Origin of the sequence: Streptomyces fractus (assembly GCF_049844455.1) — a bacterium.
GTDB lineage: Bacteria > Actinomycetota > Actinomycetes > Streptomycetales > Streptomycetaceae > Streptomyces > Streptomyces fractus.
Genome location: NZ_JBMYHI010000002.1, coordinates 2,548,431 through 2,570,049, shown reverse-complemented (window position 1 = coordinate 2,570,049; position 21,619 = coordinate 2,548,431). Strand labels below are relative to the sequence as shown.

Here is a 21,619-nt window from a genome sequence, read left to right as displayed (position 1 = left end):
AGTCGCCATGCCGAGCGGTTCCAGTGCCAAGCGTGAGCGCCAGTACGAGAAGATCAAGCAGAGCGCCCAGGACCGCGGCGAGAGCACGTCGCGCGCCAAGGAGATCGCCGCCCGCACGGTGAACAAGGAGCGGGCGAGGAGCGGCGAGTCGAAGCAGGCGAGCCGCACGTCGACGCAGGACATCTCCTCGGGCAGGCGCGGAGGCCTGCGCTCCCACCAGGGCTCCGGCGGTCCGACAAAGGACCAGCTCTACGAGGAGGCCAAGGACAGGGGCGTCAAGGGGCGCTCGCAGATGAACAAGTCCCAGCTCGCCAAGGCACTGGGGCGCTGATCGGCTGATGGACAGGGAACCGGACGCCGTCCCGAGGGACCTCCCCGACCAGCAGGCGGACGCCGACGAGACCGAGACCGAGACGGAAACCGAGACCGAAACCGAAGTCACCGGGCCGGCCACGGACCCCGGGGCGAACGGGGCCGATGACGCCCCGGAGGACGAGACCGGACCCGACGTCACCGTCCCGGACTCGGACGTGGCGGGCACCGGCCGCGCCGGCGCACCCCACGCCCCGGGCGTCCACCCCGACCAGCCCGTCCCGGACGAGCCCGCCGACTGATCCTCCGCAGGCCCGCAGGCCCGCACGCCCATGGGTCCGTGGCGCGTCAACGTCCCCGCAGGGCCCCCGCCACCTGGTCGAAGAGCGCCGCGTGGGCGCGGGCGCTGGCGGGGACCTCCGGGTTCCACGGCAGCACCGACGCCCGTCCGGCGACGGACGCCCAGTGCGGGTCGGCCGCGTACCGCTCGCGCGGCGCCGCGTTGGCGCGCGCGTCCGACAGGACGACGTCCGGGGCGATCTCGGCGACGTCCCGCCACGTCCCGGTGTACCAGTTGGCACCGGGGCCCTCGGGCGGCGCCACCATGCCGACACCGAGCCCGCCGAGCGCGCTCAGGTCGGGCCACTTGGTGGGCCGGGCCAGATGTACCGCGTCCGCCCCGGCGGCCGAGAGCGCCAGCACCCTGACGCCGCGCGCCCCACGGGCAGCGACCCCCAACTCCCGCTCGGCGCGGGCGAGTCCGTCCCGCGTCTCCGCGGGCTCCGAGGCCCCGAGCGAGCGCCCGAGCGCCGCGAAACGCTCCCGCACCCCGCCCAACGTACGGCCCTGTCCCACGTCGATCACTGCTACGGGGACGTGCTCCTCCAGATGCTTCGCCGTATCGGGCTCGATCCCGTAGACCTGCCCGCCGCCGTATGTGAGCGCCACGACCAGGTCGGGGCGCGCCGCGAGCACGTCGTCCAGGCCGAGCCCCGCTCCGGCGCCCAGATACGCGAGATCGTCCAGCGGCAGTGCGCCGGACTTGGCGTGATCGGGCTCGTCGCCGTCGTGGAACGAGCCGAAGATCCCCACGGGGCGTATGCCCAGATCCCACAGGCTCGCCCCGGCCTGTATATAGGCGACGACGCGCTGTGGCGCCTCGCTCGCGGACGCGCGGTGCCCGCGGTCGTCGGTGAACTCCCAGGCTGTGGTTGACCGTTCTCCCATGGGGGGACCTTGCCCAGGGCGCTCGCCCGACACGCGGCGCGCCACCCGCGAAAACCGGCCATGCGAACGGCCGCCCCCTCGAACGAGGGAACGGCCGACCGGTCATGCCACGGCGCGCGGGATCGGTAACGCCTTCTGGATCCTCAGTGCCAAGGCCCCGTCACGGCGAACGTCGTCCCCGGCGTATAGCAGTTCACGAACATCGTGTCGCCGTCCGGCGAGAACGTGACGCCGGCGAACTCGCCCCACTCGGGCTTGTCGGCCGTCCCGATGTTCTGCCGGCCCCGCGCCATGGCGTACACCTCGCCCTTGCGCGTCACTCCGAACACGTGCTGCGCGCCCTCGCCGTCCTCGCACACCATCAGGCCCCCGCCGGGCGCGAGGCAGATGTTGTCGGGCTCCTCGCCGGGCAGTTGGACGTCCGTGTCGGGGCCGAACACGATGACCAGCGTCAGGCGGCGCGACGACGGGTCGTAGCGCCAGATCTGCCCGTAGTGGTCGGCGGCCGAGCCCTCGCGGCTGCGGGCGTACGACGAGACGAAGTAGACGCTCGATCCGCCCCAGTAGCAGCCCTCCAGCTTCTGCGCGTGGGTGATGCCCTTGGGGCCGAAGTCCTGGTTGCGGATGGGCGTCTGCGCGGCCAGCGGGTCCGGTACGTCGACCCACTCGACGCCGCTGAACGTGGCGCCGGTCTCCTGGACCGCCGACAGGTCCGGCACGCCGGGCACCCGCATCGCCTGGAGCTTCCCGCCCGCGCGCAGCGAACCGAGGCCGCCCTTCGCGTTCTTGGGCAGGAAGCGGTAGAAGAGGCCGAAGGGCCTGTCGAAGGCGTCCTCCGTCTCGTACACGATCCCGTGCCGCGGGTCGACGGCGATCGCCTCGTGCTGGAAGCGGCCCATCGCGGTGAGCGGCACGGCGCCGGAGCGGTGGGGGTCGGTCGGGTCGACCTCGAAGATGAAGCCGTGGTCCTTGGTGTAGCCGTTCGTACCGGCCTTGTCCTCGGTCTCCTCGCAGGTCAGCCAGGTGCCCCACGGGGTGGGCCCGCCCGCGCAGTTGACCGCCGTGCCGGCGATGCCGACCCGCTCGGACAGGACGTCGTTCTTCCGGTCGACGGTGAGCACGGTGCAGCCGCCCTTGCCCATCGGGTCGTACGTCAGACCCTCGACGGTCGGCACCGCGATCTTCGCGGTGACCCGGTTCTCGTGGTTGCGCACGAGGTGTACGCGGCCCTGTCTACCGGCGAAGGCCGCCATCCCGTCGTGGTTCGATGGCACTTTGCCCTCGCCGGAGCGGAGTTGCTCCCCCTCCCGCGACAGGACCTTGTAGCGGAACCCCTTCGGGAGGTCGAGCAGCCCGGCCGGGTCGGGCACCAACGGGCCGTATCCGGCGCGCCCTTGGGCGGCGGCGGAGCCGGCGAACAGTTCGGACAGGTTCCCCGCGAAGGCGATGCCCACTCCCAGGGCGCCGGAGCGGGCGAGGACTTGACGTCGGGTCGCGGGCTGTCGTGCGTCAGCGGTGCGTGACATGGGTGCAACCTCCTGCTGGCGGACAGGAACTGTGACCCGGCTGTGTTTATCACGTGCCTTTCGCCCCGGGAACCACGCGCGTAGCGCACACAATCAGTGCACTACCCACGTATCAATTCGCCCGGCGGTCACTCCTGTACGAGCGCCTTCGCGTCGCGCGCGAGCGCGGTCAGCCGGGAGATCGCCCGGAAGTACTTCTTCTTGTAGCCGCCGTTCAGCATCTCCTCGCTGAACAGCCTGTCGAACGGAAGGCCCGATGTGAGCACGGGTATCTCCCGGTCGTAGAGCCGGTCCGCGAGGACGACGAGCCGCAGCGCGGTCGACTGGTCGGGCACGGCCGCCACATCGGTGAGGCAGACGGCGTTCAGGTCGTCCGTCAGCGCGCCGTACCGGCTGGGGTGCACGCGCGCGAGGTGCTCGAGAAGGTGCGGGAAGTCGTCGAGCGAGGCGCCCTCGGTGGCGTACGCCGCCTTGGTGACCTGCTCGTCGGTGAACGGGGCGGGGGCCTCGGGCAGGCCGCGGTGACGGTAGTCGTCGCCGTCGATGCGCAGCGGCCTGAAGTGGGCCGAAAGGCCCTGGATCTCGCGCAGGAAGTCGGCGGCGGCGAACCGGCCCTCGCCGAGCTTGCCCGGCAGCGTGTTCGACGTCGCGGCGAGCGCGACGCCCGCCTCGACGAGCTTCCCGAGGAGGGACGAGACGAGCACCGTGTCACCCGGATCGTCCAGCTCGAACTCGTCGATGCACAGCAGCCGGTGCCCGCCGAGCGTCTTCACGGTCTGCTGGAAGCCGAGCGCGCCCACCAGGTTCGTCAGCTCGACGAACGTGCCGAACGCTTTGTACGCGGGCTCGGCGGGGGTCGCGTGCCAGAGGGAGGCGAGGAGGTGGGTCTTGCCGACGCCGTAGCCGCCGTCGAGGTAGACGCCGCGCGGACCTGTCGGGGTGGCGGGCTTCTTGGCGAACCAGCGGCGCTTGCCGGAGCCGGACGCGTGCGCCCCGCCGAGACCGGCCGCGAAGGAGCTCAGGACCTGGACGGCCTCGGTCTGGCTGGGCTGCTTCGGGTCCGGTATGTACGTGTCGAAACGCACGGAGTCGAACCGGGGCGGCGGCACCATCTCGGCGACCAGGCGCTCCGCGGGGACGTGCGGCTCGCGGGCGCACAGCGACAGCGGCGACGCGTCGGGTATCGGGCTGATGCCCATCTGGCTGGACTCCCGGGAGTCGGCGGCTTCGAGGGATGACGACACGGTTACCCACCTTAGGCCCTGCCGTCACACTCCCGTCTGCCCCGCGGCGTCTGGCACGCACGCTCGCGGCGTTGCCGAAAGGCCCCAGTAGCTCCGCTACTAGAACCTTCCGGCGCCTTGCGATCGCACTCACCAGACGCCGCGGGGCCGCCCTTTGGGCGACGACGGGAGTGTGACGGCAGGACCTAGTCGTCGTGCCACACTGCACGACATGCGACGCCTGTTCCCTGTGACGTACGAAACAGCAGATGGCAAGGGGTACGAGGGGAGGGAGGCGGGCCCGGAGGGGCGCGAGTGGAGCCTCGACGAGCTCGCCGACGCCTACGCGTACCCACCCGAGGCCGGGCACGCGCCGTGGCTGCGGGCCAACATGGTCTCCACGCTCGACGGCGCGGCCCAGCACGACGGCCGCTCCAAGCCCATCTCCAACGCCACCGACATGCGGGTCTTCGGCATGCTGCGCGGGCTCGCCGACGTCGTCGTGGTCGGCGCGGAGACGGTCCGCCTGGAGGGCTACCGCCCCGCACGCGCGCGTGAGGCGTTCGCCGAGCGCAGGAAGGCGGCCGGGCAGGGCCCCGCCCCGCAGATCGCCGTGATCAGCGCGAGCCTCGACCTCGACTTCGAACTGCCCCTGTTCACCGACCCGCTGGTCCCGACGCTGCTGCTCACCGGCGCGGGCGCCTCGGCCGACCGGATCGCGGCCGCGCGCGCGGCCGGCGTGGAGGTGCTGATCGCGGGCGACGGCGCGGCGGTCGAGCCGGACCGCGCGGTGGCGGCGCTCGGCGAGCGGGGCCTGAGGCGCCTGCTCACCGAGGGCGGTCCGAGGCTGCTCGGTCAGTTCGTGGCCGGGCGGGTACTCGACGAGCTGTGCCTGACCGTGTCGCCGATGCTGACCGCCGGGGACGCCCAGCGGATCGCGGGCGGCTCGACCCTGGCCGTGCCGGAGCGGTTCGAACTGACGTCCCTGCTGGAGGAGGACGGATTCCTCTTCAGCCGGTACGCCCGGCGGCGGGGCGGACAGTAGCCGTTGCCGTCGGCAGCACGGCGACATTCGGCGGAATGAGTCGTTCCGTTTAGCTTTGGCTGGGCACACTAAATTTCGCAGACCCCGTGCGAATGCGGGGCAGGATGGTTTCCGCAGGTCCGCTGGTCCACCCGGAGGGTCGTCGTCAGGCGGCCCACGGTAGGAGAAGAAGGGCGCCCGTCGTGTTCACGAGCGTATTGATGATCGAGAAGGCTCTGACCTCCGCCGACGTGGAGTTCGTCACCACTTTGCACGGCGAGGAGGAGGTCTCCTTCCACGTGCTGCTCCAGCCCCGCGGGGACCAGGCGGACCGCCTGCTGCGGGCCATCGACGACGTAGCGATGGGGGAGTTCGACGAGGCGGGCAAGGAGAGCGAGGTGCCCGAGGGCGACGAGGCCAAGGGCCCGGCGGAGAAGGCCCTCGCCGTCTCCCTCGCCGCGCTCCACCAGGCGGGCAGCGAGGCGGTGGGCCGGCTCATCGAGGACCACCCGCTGGACGCCCTCAAGGCGCTCGTCGGCGAGGTGAAGGCGGACGAGGTCATCGTGCTGACCGATCCGCACTACGTCGAGGAGTTCTTCCACCGCGACTGGGCCTCGCGCGCCCGCCACCAGGTCGGCGTACCGGTCCTGAAGCTGTTCTCGCACAGCAAGGCGTAACACCAAGGCGTAAACGGGAGAGGGTCGGGACGGTACGGGCCGAGGCAATAGGCTGGGGCCCGTGCCGCGGTCGTCGTGACCGCGGCCGCGAACATCCGAGAACCCAGGGGAGACCACGCATGGCACCCGGCCGCCTGCCGAATTCCGCCGCCGACACGGACCGACCGCACTTCATCGGCATCGGCGGCGCCGGCATGTCGGGCATCGCCAAGATCCTCGCCCAGCGCGGCGCGCGCGTGGCGGGCAGCGACGCCCGTGAGTCCGCGACGGCGCAGGCGCTGCGCGAGCTCGGCGTGAGCGTGCACATCGGCCACGACGCCGGGCACCTCGCCTCCGACGCCACCTGCGTGGTCGTCTCCTCGGCCATCCGCGAGGACAACCCGGAGCTGGCCCGCGCCAAGGAGCTCGGCATCCCGGTCGTGCACCGCTCCGACGCGCTCGCCTCCCTGATGGACGGCCTGCGCCCGATCGCGGTGGCGGGCACGCACGGCAAGACGACCACGACGTCGATGCTCGCGGTGTCCCTGAAGTCCCTCGGTCTGAACCCGTCCTACGCGATCGGCGGCGACCTGGACGTCCCGGGCTCCAACGCCGATCACGGCGAGGGCGAGATCTTCGTCGCCGAGGCCGACGAATCGGACCGCAGCTTCCACAAGTACGCGCCGGAAGTCGCGATCATCCTCAACGTCGAGCTCGACCACCACGCGAACTACGCGTCGATGGACGAGATCTACGAGTCCTTCGAGACGTTCACCCGGAAGATCACGCCCGGCGGCACCCTCGTCATCGCCGCGGACCAGGCGGGCGCGGCCGAGCTGACCCGCCGGGTCCGGGACACGACGTCCCTCAAGGTCGTCACGTACGGCGAGTCCGAGGGCGCGGACATCCGCATCCACAAGATCACTCCGCGCGGCCTGGCCAGCGAGGTGACCGTCCTCCTCGACGGCAAGCTGCTGACCTTCACGGTCTCCGTCCCCGGCCGCCACTACGCGCAGAACGCGGTGGCGGCGCTCGCGGCGGGCGTCGCGATGGGCATCCCGGCCCGCAACCTCGCCTCGGCGCTCAAGTCGTACACGGGCGTCAAGCGCCGCCTCCAGCTCAAGGGCGAGGTGAACGGCGTGCAGGTCATCGACTCCTACGCCCACCACCCCACGGAGATGACGGCGGACCTGGAGGCGATGCGCGCGGCGGCGGCCGACTCGCGCCTCCTCGTCCTCTTCCAGCCCCACCTCTTCTCCCGCACCCAGGAACTGGGCAAGGAGATGGGCGCCGCCCTCGCCCTCGCGGACGCCTCCGTCGTCCTCGACATCTACCCGGCCCGCGAGGACCCGATCCCCGGCATCACCAGCGCCCTGATCATCGACGCCGCGCGCGAGGCGGGCGCCGATGTGCGGGCGGCCGCAGACAAGGACGAGGCGGTCGTCGCGGTCGCGGGAATGGCGAAGCCCGGCGATCTCGTTCTCACCATGGGCGCGGGCGACGTGACGGAGCTCGGCCCGCGGATCCTTGAACAGCTGAAGGGATGAGGCACATGTCGTACGACGTCGAGAAGCCGGACGAGCAGTGGCGCACGGAGCTGACCCCGGCGGAGTACGCGGTGCTGCGCCAGGCCGGCACGGAGCCCGCGTTCGTCGGTGAGTACACCGACACGAAGACGAAGGGCGTCTACGCCTGCCGGGCCTGCGGCGCCGAGCTCTTCACGTCCACCGAGAAGTTCGAGTCGCACTGCGGCTGGCCGTCCTTCTACGACCCGAAGGACACGGACGCCGTGGAACTCATCGAGGACCGCTCCCACGGCATGGTCCGCACCGAGGTGCGCTGCGCGCGCTGCGGCTCGCACCTCGGCCACGTCTTCGAGGGCGAGGGTTACCAGACGCCCACGGATCAGCGGTACTGCATCAACTCGATCTCACTGCGGCTGGAGCCGGCGGAGGGCGAGTAGGCGCGGAGCCGTCCGTGGTGATGCCCCGTACGCGCGGAGCGTGCGGGGGCATCGGTGTTGATGTCGGCTCGATGGTGGTCAGGAGGCGTCCGCCACGACGGTCCAGGGCCAGGGGCCGCGTGTGGGCAGGCTTCCTCTTTGGTGCGCTGCCGGGCCGTCCTGAGTCGTCAGTTCGTGCTGGGATTCATGGACCTCGGCGAGCAGCGTAGCCACTTCCTCGTCGCGGTAGGGGCCCTCAGCTCCGTGGGGAGGGTGATCTATACCGGACCGCCATTGCGGGTGTCGCCGACGGCGTGGCCGAGGAGGTCCTGCTGTGTGGTCGTCGCCGTTCTCCCGGTACTGGCACCAGGGCGGGCAGGGGGCGACGAGTTCGAGCGGATGGGTCGGTGACGGCCGGGCGTTGATGGATTCCTCGGCGTCGCCGACGATGACGGTGTCGTAGCGGTGGCGCAGGCCGCGCAGGCGCAGAGCGAAGTCGTCGAGTCCATCGATGAGTTCGGTCAGGCCGGGGACGTCGAGCTCCGCGGTGGTGTCGGGCGCCGCGAGCCAGAGCCTGGGCAGTTCCGCGTGTGCCTGTTCCTCATGGCCCAGTGCGAGTTGGACGGACAGGAGCGGAATTCCGGTCGTCGGGCTGAGGGAGGCCGGAGCGGCGAGTGCGATGGGCTCGCTGATGTGGCTCCCGGTCGCCTCGGCACGCGGCTCGCGAGCGCACCAGGAGGGGCACTCGGGGCCGGCGGGGTTCAGGGCGGTGACCGTTGCGTGGTGGGTCATGGTCTCTCCTCGGGTCGGCGTTGTTGCCTGTCGAGGAGTTTTGCGGTGATGCCCGGTGCTCGCCCCGTATGCTCCCGAAACGGCTATGAGGCCCTTGGTGGAGGTCCAGGGTGCAGCCCGTCACCCGTCGGTGGCAGGGGTCCGCCGACTCGTTCAGGGGAGCGGACAGGACGCGCTTGAGGTTCCGTATTACGCGTCATACGGTGGGGTCATGGCGAAGACGCGGATCAGCATCAGCCTCGACGAGACGCAGGCTCAGCGAATCAAGGAGCATGCCGGGCGGGCGGGCCTGGACGTGTCGGCTTATCTGATGCATGCGGCTACGCGGCAGATGGCCGAGAGCGATGCCATAGAGGAACAGTTCGCCGGGGTGGATGCCGTCATTGCGGCTGCGGAGCGAGACGCCGACGGGTATGGCGGCGAGCATGCCGCGGATCCGGTGGTGCTGACCGAGCAGGAGCGGCGGGAGGTCCAGGAGGCGCTCGACCTCGTGCACGGCCAAGGCCGGCAGGGGCACCGCCCGGGGCATGCCGCGTGAGCGCACGGGTGCCGGTATATGACTCCGGGATGCTGATCGCGCTGGCCGCCCGCAAGGCCAAGGCGGTCGCCCTGCACGACGGACTTCGGTCCGCGCCGCATCGGGCGCTGGTGCTCGGCCCCGTCCTGGCCCAGGTCTGGCGGCCGAAACCGGCTCTGGTGCACGCCCTGTCCGGGACCCTCAAGGACTGCACCGTTCCGCAGGCCCGCACGTCCGAGCCGCCGATGCGCGACACGAAGGCGGGCCGCCCGGAGTGCCTGGCCTGCGCCACGGGCCCTGACCTGGCCGACTGGCGGCGCATCGGTACAGCGCTAGGGCAGGCAACGCTGCCGATCAAGAAACGCCCGGACGCCGTGGATGCCTGGGTGGCGTTGGCGGCTGCCCGGCACGGCAGCGCGGTGATCTTCACCAGCGATCCGGACGACATCCAGGCGTACCTCGAAGTGCTGCAGCCGCCGGACGTTCACGTCGTCCCGGTGTGAGTGTGGCGGAAGTGAAGTCCTGTGGCTTCTGGGGTTATTGAGTCACGGCTGCCGTCCTTCTACGACCCGAAGAACACCGACGCCGTGGAACTCATCGAGGACCGCTCCCACGGCATGGTCCGCACCGAGGTGCGCTGCGCGCGTACTGCATCAACTCGATCTCGCTGCGGCTGGAGCCGGAGGCGGACTGATCGTCCGCGCCCTTACGTGTTGCGCGGTGCGGCTTCGAGCAGTCCTACCGCAACGCGTACGAAGGCACGCACCGTGGCCGGACGCAGTCGGTTGAGTGTAGGGAAACCAGGGTCGACGAAGGCTGGTTCGAAGGGGATCGTCACCACTTGTCGTTCAGGAACTCCCAGGCGGTCGGCGGCCTGGCGGAGCCGGTGGTCCGGGCGGCTGTCCTGGATGCCCTGGATACCGAGCGCGCCCGTTCCCTGCAGAGTCACCAACGCCAGGGCGTCGTCGGCGAGTTCACCGAAGCCGGCCAGACGTATCTTGCGGAGCAACTGGGCCGCGTCGCCGATCCGATCCGGCGCTTCGGCGCTGCACACCACGAGGCGGTCGGTGAGTGAGAGTACGGGCCACACCGCGTCCTTGATCTGGTCGGACCCCCAGTCCGTCAGGACCAATGGGTAGTACGGCTCGGCGAGGGCCAGCACCCGGGCGTGCTCCTGGTCGTGATTCGGGCTCTCGGGTAGGTAGCCCCTGCGGTGTGCCGCCACGTCGAGACCGGTGGACAGCCGCGCGGTATGCCTGGCGACCTCTGGGAACGAGGTGCCCGGTGGCAGAGTGGCGAGCCGGTGCAGGGGGACGCGTGGCCCCGCCGGGAGCATCGCATTCAGCGCGGAGTACCCGGGGGCGCCGTCCACGGCCAGGATGTGCTCTTGGCGCAGGGCGGCGGTCAGATGACCGAGCGCCATGGTCGCGGTTGCCCGGCCGCTATATGAATGGGCGCCGATCAGGGTGACCCGCAGGGAGTGGTCCAGACGGCCGCGTATTGCCGCGAGGTGTCGGACGTCCTCGGCGCGGCGGCCGAAGTGTGTTCCGCGCAGCCACCAGCGGCCCCGGCGGCTGAGCGGGTCGTGGTCGTGGGAGACCGGCTGCGGAACCACGGGTGGGCGGCGGTCCACCACGGTCGGGCCGGAGGCCACGGGCGCGTGGAGGGGGGCGTGCATGGCGAGGTAGCGGGCGAAGATGTCGGCCACCTCGCGGGCGGGCGGGCGCTGGGCGGGGTCATCGGACAGGCAGTTGAGCACCTGGCGGCGCAACTGGGCCCAGGTGTCGCCCTGCCACAGTTGCATGCCGCCAGGGCGTTCGCCAGGCCTGTTTCCCGGACGACTACTGATCATCTGGAGGAGCTGGCCCAGCTCGCGCAGGTTGTCGGCGACCGTTGCTGCAGACTCGAGCAGCGGACCTCGGCCGTCTACCGAACAGCCGGAGAGATCGGTGAGATATACCTGGCGGCGCAGCACTGTCAGCCGGTCTGCGGTGAACTCCTGCGGCACAACGCCGTGTAGATGACACAGGCTGAGCGCGGTCGCCAGCTGGTGGCCCACGGAGAGCCCTGCGAGCCGGTCGAAGGGAGCGTCGTCTGTGTCCCGCGAGTCTGCGAGGACGCTGCTGAGCAGCGGCGCAACCAGCTCGGCGTCGTCGGTCCGGCCGGGGGCGGTCATGGCCAGCCAGTATGGGGGACTCGTCTCCGCGAGATCCAGCGGCTCCGGCGCGAGTCGGCCGTGCAGCCTACGGAGCGCCTCGGCCTCCGTCCGCAGCGCCTGCACCGCATCGAGTTGTGCGCTGTCGGGCACGGTGCGCACCACGACCGGAGTGCCGTCGCGGGCGCGTCCTTCGTAGCTCACGAACCGGCGCCCGCCCATTCGCCTGTGCAAGGTGTACGGGCCGAGGCGTCCCGGGTCGTCGGGGCGCAGCGGCTCCCAACCGTCGGGGCCCGGGGCCTCGGCGTCCGGTTCCAGGTGTGCGGCGCCGCCGGTCTCGCTCCAAGTGCCGATGCCGAGTCGGCGCAGCAACCGTTGCTCGACGCTGCTGAAGGCCCGGTGTGCGGCGGGTACCACTCCGGAACCGTCCGGGTGGGCCAGCCAGGCAGGGAACTCCGGTGCACGGCCGGCGAGTTGATCGATCCGTTGGCCCACAGCCCGTCCGGTAGCGAGGAGTTCGGCGTGTGGCACTGTGTCGAGAAGGGCGTTGCGAGCCTCGTCGGTGAAGTCGAATACGCGCTGTGCGGGGGTGGGGTCGGTGACGGGCGAAGGCCGTGGCTCGACCAGGCCGCCGAGGAAGACCTCGGCGAGCTGCGCGGTCTCGGCACGCAGCGCTTCCTGTACCAGACGCATCACTGGAACCGTCAAAGGGGCCACCGCCGCCAGGTGGGCGGCGAGCCGGTACGCCTCGGGTGAGGCGGCGCTGCGGAAGTGCGGGAGGTGAAGCCGGTCGCGCAGCAGCTCGCGGGAGGGTGTGCCGGAGGGCGGGGCGAGCAGCTTGAGTTCCCGGGTGGCGCCGGGCGAGGCGAGCAGGCTCGCCCAGTCGGCCAGCGGGCCAGGGGACGGCTGGAGAACGGGTACGGGAACCTCGTCGTAGCGGACGAGATCCTTGGGGAGTACCGGGTCGCTTATTTCCCACGACGTGTTGGGGCCGCCGACACGCCGACTGGTCACGCGCCAGGACTCGGCCCGAACCCCGGAGGACTCCCACAGCTCTGGTGGCAGGACCTGAAGGATCGCCGATGGACCGTGCCGAGCCCACAAAGCGAGCAGCGGATGCAGAGCGCCGCTTCGCCAGGCCGCGCCAAGCCCGTCGGTGACCGTGAGGACCAGGGTGCGGCCGGAGGTGTCCACGAGGGAGGTCGGGGTGACGGGAGCGCTTCCCGACCGGAAAGGACGGGCGTGTAGGAGTGGTTCGCGGGATCCCTGGCTGTTCAGGCCGAGCACGCGTACCGAGGTGAACGCGCCGAGGTGCGTCAGGGTGGCACGCAGGTCAGCGGCGAGCCGGTGCCACAGCAGCATCGGTAGTCCGTCGTCGACGAGTAGCACCAAATGAAGCCAGCGTTCGCGTGCGGGTCTGAGTACCACGTCGGGAAGTCCGCTCTCGGCGAGCGCGGCGGCCGTGGCCGGCTCGTCGAGCTCCCAGCGGTGTCGGCTCGGCCGGCGAAGGCGCAGGGGCCGCAGGGCGCGGGCGGTGCCCCCTCGCTCCGCGAGAGCGGCACTCTGTGCGACGCGCACGGCTTTGGCGGGACGGTCTTCGCGACGAGGCCGGTCGGACGACCTGGGGCCGGCCCGATGGCGGGCGGAGAGCAGGTCGGGCGAGGGTAACGGGCGGGCCGTGGCGAAGAGTTCGGCGGGTTGGGTCGGGCCGGCGGGCTCATCGTCTGGCTCGGGCTCCGTGACGTCGGGGAGCGCGCCGGAGGCCCGTGCGGAGTCCGGTTCCGCGACGGTGGGAGCCGGGGCGGGTGCGGGTGGCTCAGGAACGGCGAGCGCTCCGATCCGCATGCCGTCGGGAACACGGTCGGCCAGCCACAGAATGTCGAGGGTTTCCTCCGCGTCGAGCTCGCAGCCTGCGGCGCGGACGACTTCCAGGACACGGGTGAGTCGACGCCCGGCAGCCGTGTCCGGCACTCCGTTTCCCGTTCCCTTGCCCACCGCTCTCCCGCCTCCTGCTCTGTGTCCCTCGTCTTCCGTCCCTGGTACGGGTGGCCGCTGTGCCGCGCGCCGCCGCCGTGCTACATCCCATCGCTCAGCTGGTGCAGCACGGCGTCCAGCAGACCTTCCGCGTCCAGGTCGATTCCCCCCTTGCGCAGGAAGACCGCGTTGAGCAACTGGTCGGTTGCCAGCTCCCCGGAGTTGCGGCGGCCGAGGAACGCGGTGAGGAGTCCGTCCGATGCGCTCAGCGCGTCCGCGCCGAGGTGAGCGCTGACGATGGCGCGCAGCCGGTCCTCGCCCGGAGCTGGCAGATCGAGTCGAATGCAGCGGCGCAGGAACGCCGGCGGGAAGTCGCGCTCCCCGTTGCTGGTGATGACCACCACCGGGAATTCGGTGCACTGGACCAGGCCGTGGCGGATGGATACCCGATCGCGATGGTCCGCTGTGAAGACCTTGAGATCTCGCTGGTCGTCAGGGAGCCGCGCCAGCTCCGGTATCTCGAATACGCCGTCCTCGAACACGGTGAGGAGGTCGTTGGGCAGGTCGATGTCACCCTTGTCCATCTCGTCGACCAGTAGAACTCGCGGCCGATCGGCCGGGACCAGCGCGGTCCCCAGCGCACCGAGCCGGATGAACTCGCCGATGGAGGGCTCCACTTCCCCCTTGTCACGGCGGAGCGTGGACTCCCGCAGTCGGCCGATGGCGTCGTAGCGGTACAGCGCCTCCTGAACCGTGGACTGGCTGTTGACCGGCCACCGCAGCGGTTCACCGAGCGAGAGTTCATGCGCGAGGGCTCGGGCCAGGGAGGATTTCCCGGCCCCCGCGGGCCCTGTCACCAGGAGCGGGCGGCGCAGATGCAGTGCGGCATTGACCACATCCGCGTGCTGGGGCTCGATCAGGTACGGGGCGGGGCCGCGATCCCTCCGGGCATCCTGTGCGGTGAAGCGCCGCCAGGGCGGGGCATCAGGCAGGGTCACAGGGCGTGCCACGCCGTCGCCGCGGAACAGGCGCCACTGATCGCCCGGGGCGGGCCCGGCCCCGTTGCCGGCAGCGGGCAGTCGGTCGGAACTCACCGTTCGCTCTCCTCGGGTTCGGCCAGATGGAGTCGGGGCAGTGGCCGCTCCGCGTCTGCCCACCCCACGACGGGCTGCCCTGGATGTTCCGCGGGTCGACTCAGTTGTTTGGCGCGGTAGGCGCGTACCCCGTCGGGAAGTTCATGAGTGGGCACGGTGTCAAGATGGTCCAGGGCCCGGGACCCGGGGGTGCCCTCGTCCCGCTCGTGGTCCACCGGCACGTCCACGCCGCGCTCGCGGTCCCAGACCACGACGGGCACCCCCATTGACATGCAGAGCACCACCACGTCGTCCCGCACACTGGCGGGCAGGTCAACCGTGACCCGGACAGCCTCCGGATTCTCCAGGAGTTGCCCGTAGGCGGCGGTCTTCGACAAGGTCCGCCCGGACAGCGTGAGCGCCTGCCCGTCGTCGATCTGCTTCCAGCGGCTGCGCCACGCGGGGACGAACCGCTTGCTGCGCTCGATGAGTTCGGGGCAGTGCACCGTCACTGGGTACTCCGCTCCGAGTACGGCGGGAACCAGATCGTCCGGCTCCGCCGCGCTCCAGGCGTCCACGGGGGTGTTCAAGCCGGCCCGGTCCACCAGCGTGGTCACCAACGGTGGGGGCCCGTCCAGTCGGCTCAGGGCCGGCGACTCCAGTACCCGTCGGATGTGAAGTGCCGCCTGCGAGCTCGCCATGGGCTGTCCGCCGGGGACGGCCACCGGCTGTGGACCGTTACCCCGGTCGGACCAGATCCTGATCCGCCACCGGTCCGGACCGGTGGAGCGTACCTGGATCAGCAGGCGTGGCCGCTCGCCCGGTTCTGGCCGTTTGCGGGCAGCCCACTCCTTGGCGTCCGACCGCCGCTCCTGCAGCGCTCCCGGTGGGATGAACAGCCGCTGCGCGACCGCGTCCGCCCACAGTCGCAGTCCGCTCTGCTGAACCGCGGACACTGCAGTGGCCAGGAACTCGGTGGCCCGGAGCAGGGCAGGCACCCTGATGCCGTTCTCGTCGGAGCGGCTGTCACCGGGCAGGGTCTCCAGGTGTTCGAGGAGCGGCCGGGCGCCGGGGGCCGCCGGCAGGTCGAGCAGCGGCAGCGCGGCGGCAGCCGACTTGGCCAGGAGCGGGGCGGCCGGTTCACCCAATTCGTCAATCAGTCGTAGCAGTTGGTCGTGCTCGGTTGGGGCGAGCAGCAGCGGCACGGACGACATCCGGCCGGCCTCCAGGACGGCCCGAGCGGCGGCGGGGTCGGCCGAATGCAGTTTGACCGACAGCGCTGCGACGGCCCGAGGATGATCGAGCAGGAACCCGGCCAGATCCTCCGATCCGGCCACCCGGGCGCCCATCGCCACCTTGCACGACTTCGCGACGGACTGCGCGATGTCCTGTCGTCGATATCCGTATGGCAGGAACCGCTCCAGAGCGGTGACCAATGCGTGGTAGCCGTGGTCGTGTTCGTGCGCAGTCCGTGGTCCGGTCTCGTGAGATATCAGCTGCACGCCTGCCATGCGCAGGTCTTTCTCGATCCGCTGCCAGGGGATGACCCAACTGCGGCGGGTCATCTGCTGCGGGTGATACGGCTGCCCCGGGTTCGGCATGAAGTGCGCGGCGACCAACCCGACCACGTCCCCGGTGTCCAGATGGCAGAGCGGACCGCCACTGTATCCGGGCCCGATGGCCAGCCCGGTGGGGTAGCCGTCCATGAAGGCGATGGCATCGTCACATGTCTTGACCATCGCGTCGGCGAAGGTGCTCAGGGCGCCGCTACCGTGCCAGGCGCGCACCCGCTGCCCCGACCGCATGGGTGCGTACACCGGAGGCGGCGGGGCTGACTCCGCCGCGGGCGCGGTGAGTCGCAGCACCGCGAGGTCGCCAAGCCAGAAGTCGTCGAGGTCCGCCGCGACCGGGCCACCGTCCCCGGCGACCGGAGGTATCCACACGTCGACCCGCGCGGTACCGGACTGGCCGTATGCGTGGCGAGGGAGATCGACGACGACCTCCGAGTCTCCCGGAGTCTCCTGCGCGAAGTGCTCCCGGTTCAGTGCGTCGTTGACGACATGAGCGCAGGTGAGTGCCATTCCGGCGCCGAGCAGTACGCCGGCGCCCGACGACCTCTGGGCTTTGGAGCTGCGAATGGAGACCATGGTGTGCGGAGGTCGGTCGCCGACCATTCCCGGTATGTGGCCGCTCTCGAAGGCGGTGCTCACGCGGTGCCTGTCGCGGATTCACCTTCGGGCCGTGTGTCGTCCTCGCCGTCCTGGGATGTGGTCGAGGTGTCCGCGCCGTTCTGCCCGGTCTCCGATAGCTGCCAGCTCGCCGACACTGTCAGATGGGCCTGCCCATTGGCGCTGACGACGCCGAACTTGAGGTCGCTGCCGATCTGGACACCGAAACTTACGCTGAGCTCTGATGGCGGCACGGCCGTCCGGCTCGCCGCATGGTGCACTTCTTCAAGGAGAGGCTTGATCGGGCGCAGGGTTTGCCTCAGCACCTCGCCCGACATGTTGGCGACGATCTGCCCGCCGCGCCCGACCGGCACCGCGGTTCCCATTCCGTCCGGCCGGTCGGCGGCCCGTCTGGCTCGCTCCGATGTCTCCTCATCGCCGGCCGAGGGTCCGCCCCCCACCGCCGGTCCTTCGGAGACGACGAACCTGACCGGTGTGCCGTCGGCGAAGGACTCCAGCGCGGCTTGGGAGGCAGGGTTCTCGATGGCCATGTATGTATTGTGCAGAGACACGTGGCGCGAGAGTCCCCCTGGCCTCAACTCGGTTACGTAATCGATGCATTGAAGCCAAAGTTGCGTCAGGTTGTGTGCGCTCCTACTGTGCGGTCCCGGCCGTCACCGGCCGGAAGGCCGGGTTGCTCACGCAGTCGGACATGCGCTCGGTGTTGGTCTCCTTGTTGATCGGGCAGGCGCCGATGATGAAGCGCGAGGAGACTCCGCCGGGAAAGGCGACCTCCACCTGGTCGGCGTACTTGTGCGTGTCGCCGATCGTCTCGTTGACGTCGATGCCGTTCGGGGCGTCCACGTAGTAGTTGTACGCGCCGCCCCTCATCCACTTGGTCCACTTCTTGAAGAGGTCGTGATCGCGGGTGGTGGAGACGAACGGGGACGGCTGGTTCTTGAGGACGTACTTCTCCAGGTCGTACTGCCCGTGCTTCACGTCCTTCGCCTCGAAGCCCTCCTTGAAGATGACCGCCGGAGCGCGCCCGTCCGCCCGGTACAGGGTCTGGCAGTCGTTCCGGTACTCCGGGGTCGGCGAGATTTTGTAGAGGGGGACGCGGTCGATGGCCGCGTAGAGGCGGTCCGGGACGACGGGGCAGGAGGGCGCCGCCTTCGCCACGGCCGTGGGGGACTTCGCGGTGTCGGCGTCCGGGGCGCCTGCCGTGGCCGACGGCGCGGAGGCGAGGGCCAGCACGGACACCGCGGCGGCGGGCAGGGCGGTGGCGAGGCGGCGGGCGGTTCGGGGGAACTTCTTGATCATCATGAGCAGAACCATCGGGTGCCGCGACCAGGAACCCCGCCAATCACCGGATCGTGGGCGTGTGCCGGTGCACCCGTAGTTCCTTGATCCCGTTGATGAAGTTCGAGACCAGGCGTTTCGGTGGGGCCGCGAGCGTCAGGGACGGGAGCGTTCGGCCCACCTCCTCGTACAGCACCTGTAGTTGGAGGCGGGCGAAGTGGGCGCCCAGGCAGACGTGCGGGCCGTCGCCGAAGGAGACGTGCGGGTTGGGGGTGCGGGCCGGGTCCAGGGTGAACGGGTCCGGGAAGACGCGTTCGTCGTGGTTGGCGGAGGCGTGGAAGACGACCACCTTGTCGCCCCGCTTGATGGGGGTACCCGCCAGGGCCGTGTCCTCGGTCGCCGTGCGGCGGAAGGTCAGGACGGGCGGGTGGCGGCGCAGCAGCTCGTCGAGGGCGAGGGGCAAGGACGCTTTTCCCGTGCGGAGTTGCTCGTACGCGGACGGGGAACCGGCAAGCAGCGCCAGGCCGCCCGGGGCCGCGCTGCGGACCGTGTCGTTGCCCGCGACGGTGAGCAGGAAGAAGAACATCTGGCGTTCGGGTGGGGTGAGGTCGGGGTCCGTGGCGAGCGTCGTCATGATGTCGTCGGCCGGGTGGGCGCGCTTGTGGGCCGTCAGCTCGTCGGCGTACGCGAACATGTCGGCCAGCGCGGAGGGGGAGCGCGGGTTCACCGGTGGGCCGGTGGTGGCCGCGGGGGACGTCTCCTCCGGGTCCTGGTAGCCGATGACGCGGCGGGTCCAGTGCAGCAGCAGCGCGCGGTCGGACTCCGGGACGCCCAGGAGGTCGGCCAGGTTCAGGAGGGCGTAGTCGTCGGTGACCGTGGCGACCAGGTCCACCGAGGCCGTGTCCGTGTCCTCGTCAAGCGCCTTGCGCAGCAGGGTTCTTGCCCGGTTCCGTGCCGACTCCTCGAACGCCTCCACCCGGCGCGGCGTGAACGCCCGGCTCACCAGACGGCGCAGCCTGCCGTGGGCGGGCGGGTCCTGGTTGAGCATCATGCCGCGGATGAACGGGAGGTCCGCCGGGTCCGGATCGCGGATCTGGGTCGCGCCCAGGTACGAGGAGTACGCCGACGCGTCCTTGAGGACCCGCACCACGTCCGCGTGCCGGGTGACCGCCCAGAAGCCGGGGCCCTCCGGCCAGCCCAGGACCGCGGGCTCCGGCTGCCAGGCCACCGGATGGTGATCGCGCAGCGTCCGGTAGCGGTCGTGCGGGACGCCACGCGCGTACACGCGCGGGTCGAAGACATCGGGGACGGTGGGCGTCACGAGCCGTCCGCCCGCAGGAAGTCCTCCATGACGCGGATCAGCGCGAGCGGCGCCTCGTCCATCGCGTAGTGGCCGCACACGGGGAGGTCGACGAGCTCGCCGCGGGTGAACCAGGTCAGCCATGTCGACCGCATCAGGGGCGCCGCCAGGGCCGGGTCGAGCTGCCCGGTGATCGCGAGCGCGGGGACCGTACAGGGCTCCAGGTCCGCGTGGAAGTCGTCGCCGGTCCACGAGTCGAGCCAGGCCCGGAAGGCCTTGGCGTCGCTGCACGCGAGCGAGCGCGCCACCATGCGGTCCAGCCACGCGGCGGGCCGTACGCCGCCCGTCGTGACGTCGATGATCGCCCGGCGGTTGGCGGGCGAGGTGTCGGCCGACACGAAAAGCTCCCGCTGCTCGGGCGGCATCGGCAGACCGGAGGCCGGGACCGGGGACACCCCGACGATGCGCCGCACCCGCCGCGGCGCGTTCGCCACCACGCGCTGCGCGACGCTGCCGCCCATGGAGTGCCCGATCAGCGAGAACCGCTCCCAGCCGAGCCGGTCCGCGAGGTCGAGCACATCCGCGGCGGCCTCGGTCGTCGTGTACGCGCCCGGCGTCTGTTTCGCCTCCCCGTAGCCGCGCAGGTCCACGAGCGCGTACTGGAAGGTCGTGCGGTCGAGGTCGGGCACGATCGGCGCGTAGGCGGCGCGGTCGGCGAACCAGCCGTGCACCGCGATCACCTTGTGCGAGCCGTCACCGTGCAGTTCGTACGGCAGGACGAAAGAGGAGGCCACGTCGACTCCCAGGGGGTGGGACTTCGGGCGGTGCGGGACGCCTCCAAGGTGGCGCGGCGCCGTGCCCGGCCACAAGAGGGCGCACGCGCGCGTGAACGAGTGCGCCCGCTCCGATCGGCGACAATGGGCGGGTGACCTCCCCCGAAGCGCCTCTCGACCGCCCCGACCTGCGCGCCGATTGCGCCGACTGCTTCGGCCTGTGCTGCGTCGCACTCCCCTTCGCCAAGTCGCACGACTTCGCGCACAACAAGGACGCGGGCACGCCCTGCCGCAATCTTCAGGGCGACTTCCGCTGCGGCATCCACGCCGGGCTGCGCGACGAGGGATACCCCGGCTGCACCGTCTTCGACTGCTTCGGCGCGGGACAGAGAATCTCCCAGGTCACCTTCGAGGGCGTCAGCTGGCGCGAGCGGCCCGAGAGCGCCAGGGTCATGTACGAGGCCTTCCCGGTCATGCGTCAACTGCACGAGCTGCTCTGGTACTTGAGCGACGTTCTGGAGCTGGCCGCGGCCGGTGCCGTGCACGGCGACGCCCGGCGGGCCCGTGAGGACATCGAGCGGCTGACCCGCGCGCGTAGCGACGAACTCGTCGCCGCCGACGTGCCGGCCGTCCGGAGCGACGTGAACGCCCTGCTGCTGAAGGCCAGCGAACTGGTACGCGCCGACGTGCCCGGCGCCCTGGGCCGCAAGAAGAACCACCGGGGCGCCGACCTGGTGGGGGCCCGGTTCACAAAGGCCGACCTACGGGGCGCCAATCTGCGCGGCGCCCTTCTCGTCGCGGCGGATCTGACCGGCGCCGACCTCCGCTCGGCCGACCTGATCGGCGCGGACCTGCGGGACGCCCGGCTCGCGGGCGCCGACCTCACCGGGGCGCTGTTCCTCACCCAGGCGCAGGTGAACGCGGCGCGCGGCGACGCCACGACCCGCATTCCGGCGGGTCTGCGGCGCCCCGCGCACTGGGCGTAGCCCCTTCGGGAGTCAGGAGGCGCACACCGAAGGCAGCGCCCGGGCAAGGCCCTTGAGGTGCAGCGCGTCGAACCCGCGCGCGTGGGCGTCACGCAGCGCCGCCGCCGTGAGCAGCGGCCCGCAGGCGGGAGAGGTACGGGTGGCGGCGACCTCGCGCAGCGCGTCCAGGAGCCGCGTCGTGATCCGGTCGAGCTGCGGCCGCACCTCCGTCGCCAGGTCGGGGCGCTCGGTCGGGCGCTGCTCGGGGTGGGCGTCCCAGCGGGCGTAGAGGCCGCGCTGCACGACCTTGTTGGCCTCGATCTGGTCCCGGAAGACGGACTGCGCGAACGCCGGGTCGATGCCGAGGTCCGCCGAGCGCTTCGCGACGTCGTCGAGGATCACCTGCTCGCGCGCGGGGTCGTCGATCGGCGCGTCCGTGCCGTACTTCGCCGCCGCGACCTTGTCCGCGAGCGCGAGCCGCTCGGTGGCGAGCGAGGTGATCGCGGCGAGGGCGCGAGGGTCGGCGTGGGAGGCGGTGGTGGAGGCGTGGGAGATGGAGGAGGTGGTGGCCGGGGCCGCGGACGCCGGGAGGGCCGCCCCGCCGAGGGCGAGCGCGGTGGCGGCGCCCAGGGTGACCAGGCAGCGGGCGGCGGTCGACGTGGTCCTGATGCGCAACGTGGGTCCTTCGCTTCG

At 71.1% G+C, this 21,619-nt stretch carries 21 protein-coding genes and 1 pseudogene; 10 read left to right on the top strand and 12 right to left on the bottom strand.

Annotated elements, in window-relative coordinates; translation table 11 throughout:
* Positions 1–7 precede the first annotated feature (7 nt).
* The gene (locus tag ACP4E5_RS13475) at positions 8–331 is read left to right on the top strand and encodes a plasmid stabilization protein (protein WP_425828346.1); all 324 of its coding nucleotides are present in this window, start codon (positions 8–10) and stop codon (positions 329–331) included.
* 7 nt (positions 332–338) lie between these two features.
* Positions 339–614 (top strand): hypothetical protein, encoded by a 276-nt coding sequence (locus tag ACP4E5_RS13470; RefSeq protein ID WP_425828344.1) that lies wholly within the window; start codon positions 339–341, stop codon positions 612–614.
* 46 nt (positions 615–660) lie between these two features.
* On the opposite strand, the gene ACP4E5_RS13465 is transcribed toward ACP4E5_RS13470, so the two are convergent.
* The 3 genes from ACP4E5_RS13465 to zapE form a co-directional block, all read right to left on the bottom strand.
* Positions 661–1,539: a TroA family protein gene (locus ACP4E5_RS13465; RefSeq protein ID WP_425828342.1), complete on the bottom strand. Its 879-nt coding sequence runs from the start codon at positions 1,537–1,539 to the stop codon at positions 661–663.
* Positions 1,540–1,682: 143 nt separating this feature from the next.
* Entirely contained in the window at positions 1,683–3,065 is a 1,383-nt protein-coding gene (locus tag ACP4E5_RS13460) for a PhoX family protein (RefSeq protein WP_425828340.1), read from the bottom strand.
* Positions 3,066–3,193: 128 nt separating this feature from the next.
* A complete protein-coding gene (gene zapE / locus ACP4E5_RS13455; RefSeq protein ID WP_425841277.1) occupies positions 3,194–4,264 on the bottom strand; it encodes a cell division protein ZapE in 1,071 nt (356 codons plus the stop codon).
* Positions 4,265–4,520: 256 nt separating this feature from the next.
* On the opposite strand from zapE, the gene ACP4E5_RS13450 reads away from it, so the two are divergent.
* The 4 genes from ACP4E5_RS13450 to msrB all read left to right on the top strand — a co-directional run bounded on the left by ACP4E5_RS13450 (position 4,521) and on the right by msrB (position 7,931).
* Entirely contained in the window at positions 4,521–5,333 is an 813-nt protein-coding gene (locus ACP4E5_RS13450) for a pyrimidine reductase family protein (RefSeq protein WP_425828338.1), read from the top strand.
* A 200-nt stretch (positions 5,334–5,533) separates the two neighbouring features.
* Entirely contained in the window at positions 5,534–5,989 is a 456-nt protein-coding gene (locus ACP4E5_RS13445) for an indole-3-glycerol phosphate synthase (protein ID WP_422434539.1), read from the top strand.
* A 119-nt stretch (positions 5,990–6,108) separates the two neighbouring features.
* The gene (murC, locus tag ACP4E5_RS13440) at positions 6,109–7,515 is read left to right on the top strand and encodes a UDP-N-acetylmuramate--L-alanine ligase (protein ID WP_425828336.1); all 1,407 of its coding nucleotides are present in this window, start codon (positions 6,109–6,111) and stop codon (positions 7,513–7,515) included.
* Between the two features lie 5 nt (positions 7,516–7,520).
* Positions 7,521–7,931, top strand: coding sequence for a peptide-methionine (R)-S-oxide reductase MsrB (msrB, locus tag ACP4E5_RS13435; RefSeq protein ID WP_425828335.1), 411 nt, complete (start codon positions 7,521–7,523; stop codon positions 7,929–7,931).
* 78 nt (positions 7,932–8,009) lie between these two features.
* Here msrB and ACP4E5_RS13430 read toward each other — a convergent pair whose 3' ends face one another.
* Entirely contained in the window at positions 8,010–8,702 is a 693-nt protein-coding gene (locus ACP4E5_RS13430; RefSeq protein WP_425828333.1) for a DUF6907 domain-containing protein, read from the bottom strand.
* A gap of 211 nt (positions 8,703–8,913) precedes the next feature.
* Here ACP4E5_RS13430 and ACP4E5_RS13425 point away from each other — a divergent pair, with 211 nt between their 5' ends.
* From ACP4E5_RS13425 to ACP4E5_RS13415, 3 genes and pseudogenes are all read left to right on the top strand, one after another.
* A complete protein-coding gene (locus tag ACP4E5_RS13425; RefSeq protein ID WP_425828331.1) occupies positions 8,914–9,240 on the top strand; it encodes a hypothetical protein in 327 nt (108 codons plus the stop codon).
* A gap of 29 nt (positions 9,241–9,269) precedes the next feature.
* Positions 9,270–9,722 (top strand): hypothetical protein, encoded by a 453-nt coding sequence (locus tag ACP4E5_RS13420; protein ID WP_425828329.1) that lies wholly within the window; start codon positions 9,270–9,272, stop codon positions 9,720–9,722.
* A 51-nt stretch (positions 9,723–9,773) separates the two neighbouring features.
* Positions 9,774–9,875, top strand: a pseudogene (locus ACP4E5_RS13415) (peptide-methionine (R)-S-oxide reductase); the annotation flags it as partial.
* 50 nt (positions 9,876–9,925) lie between these two features.
* Here the strand turns inward: ACP4E5_RS13415 and ACP4E5_RS13410 are convergent.
* From ACP4E5_RS13410 to ACP4E5_RS13380, 7 genes are all read right to left on the bottom strand, one after another.
* Complete coding sequence (locus ACP4E5_RS13410) at positions 9,926–13,369, bottom strand: SAV_2336 N-terminal domain-related protein (protein ID WP_425828327.1); 3,444 nt, start codon at positions 13,367–13,369, stop codon at positions 9,926–9,928.
* Positions 13,370–13,449: 80 nt separating this feature from the next.
* Positions 13,450–14,442, bottom strand: coding sequence for an AAA family ATPase (locus ACP4E5_RS13405; protein ID WP_425828325.1), 993 nt, complete (start codon positions 14,440–14,442; stop codon positions 13,450–13,452).
* Positions 14,439–16,631, bottom strand: a complete 2,193-nt coding sequence (locus ACP4E5_RS13400) for a VMAP-C domain-containing protein (protein ID WP_425828323.1) — start codon at positions 16,629–16,631, stop codon at positions 14,439–14,441. The genes ACP4E5_RS13405 and ACP4E5_RS13400 overlap by 4 nt, the downstream gene beginning before the upstream one ends.
* The gene (locus ACP4E5_RS13395; RefSeq protein WP_425828321.1) at positions 16,628–17,140 is read right to left on the bottom strand and encodes a CU044_2847 family protein; all 513 of its coding nucleotides are present in this window, start codon (positions 17,138–17,140) and stop codon (positions 16,628–16,630) included. The genes ACP4E5_RS13400 and ACP4E5_RS13395 overlap by 4 nt, the downstream gene beginning before the upstream one ends.
* 103 nt (positions 17,141–17,243) lie before the next feature.
* The gene (locus ACP4E5_RS13390) at positions 17,244–17,909 is read right to left on the bottom strand and encodes an ADP-ribosyltransferase (RefSeq protein ID WP_425841275.1); all 666 of its coding nucleotides are present in this window, start codon (positions 17,907–17,909) and stop codon (positions 17,244–17,246) included.
* Between the two features lie 43 nt (positions 17,910–17,952).
* Positions 17,953–19,209, bottom strand: a complete 1,257-nt coding sequence (locus ACP4E5_RS13385) for a cytochrome P450 (protein ID WP_425828319.1) — start codon at positions 19,207–19,209, stop codon at positions 17,953–17,955.
* Complete coding sequence (locus ACP4E5_RS13380) at positions 19,206–19,982, bottom strand: alpha/beta fold hydrolase (protein ID WP_425828317.1); 777 nt, start codon at positions 19,980–19,982, stop codon at positions 19,206–19,208. Before ACP4E5_RS13380 ends, ACP4E5_RS13385 begins: the two co-directional genes overlap by 4 nt.
* Before the next feature lie 131 nt (positions 19,983–20,113).
* Between ACP4E5_RS13380 and ACP4E5_RS13375 the strand changes: the two genes are divergently transcribed.
* Complete coding sequence (locus ACP4E5_RS13375; RefSeq protein WP_425828315.1) at positions 20,114–20,947, top strand: pentapeptide repeat-containing protein; 834 nt, start codon at positions 20,114–20,116, stop codon at positions 20,945–20,947.
* Positions 20,948–20,959: 12 nt separating this feature from the next.
* Here ACP4E5_RS13375 and ACP4E5_RS13370 read toward each other — a convergent pair whose 3' ends face one another.
* The gene (locus tag ACP4E5_RS13370; RefSeq protein WP_425828313.1) at positions 20,960–21,601 is read right to left on the bottom strand and encodes a chorismate mutase; all 642 of its coding nucleotides are present in this window, start codon (positions 21,599–21,601) and stop codon (positions 20,960–20,962) included.
* Between the last annotated feature and the right edge of the window lie 18 nt (positions 21,602–21,619).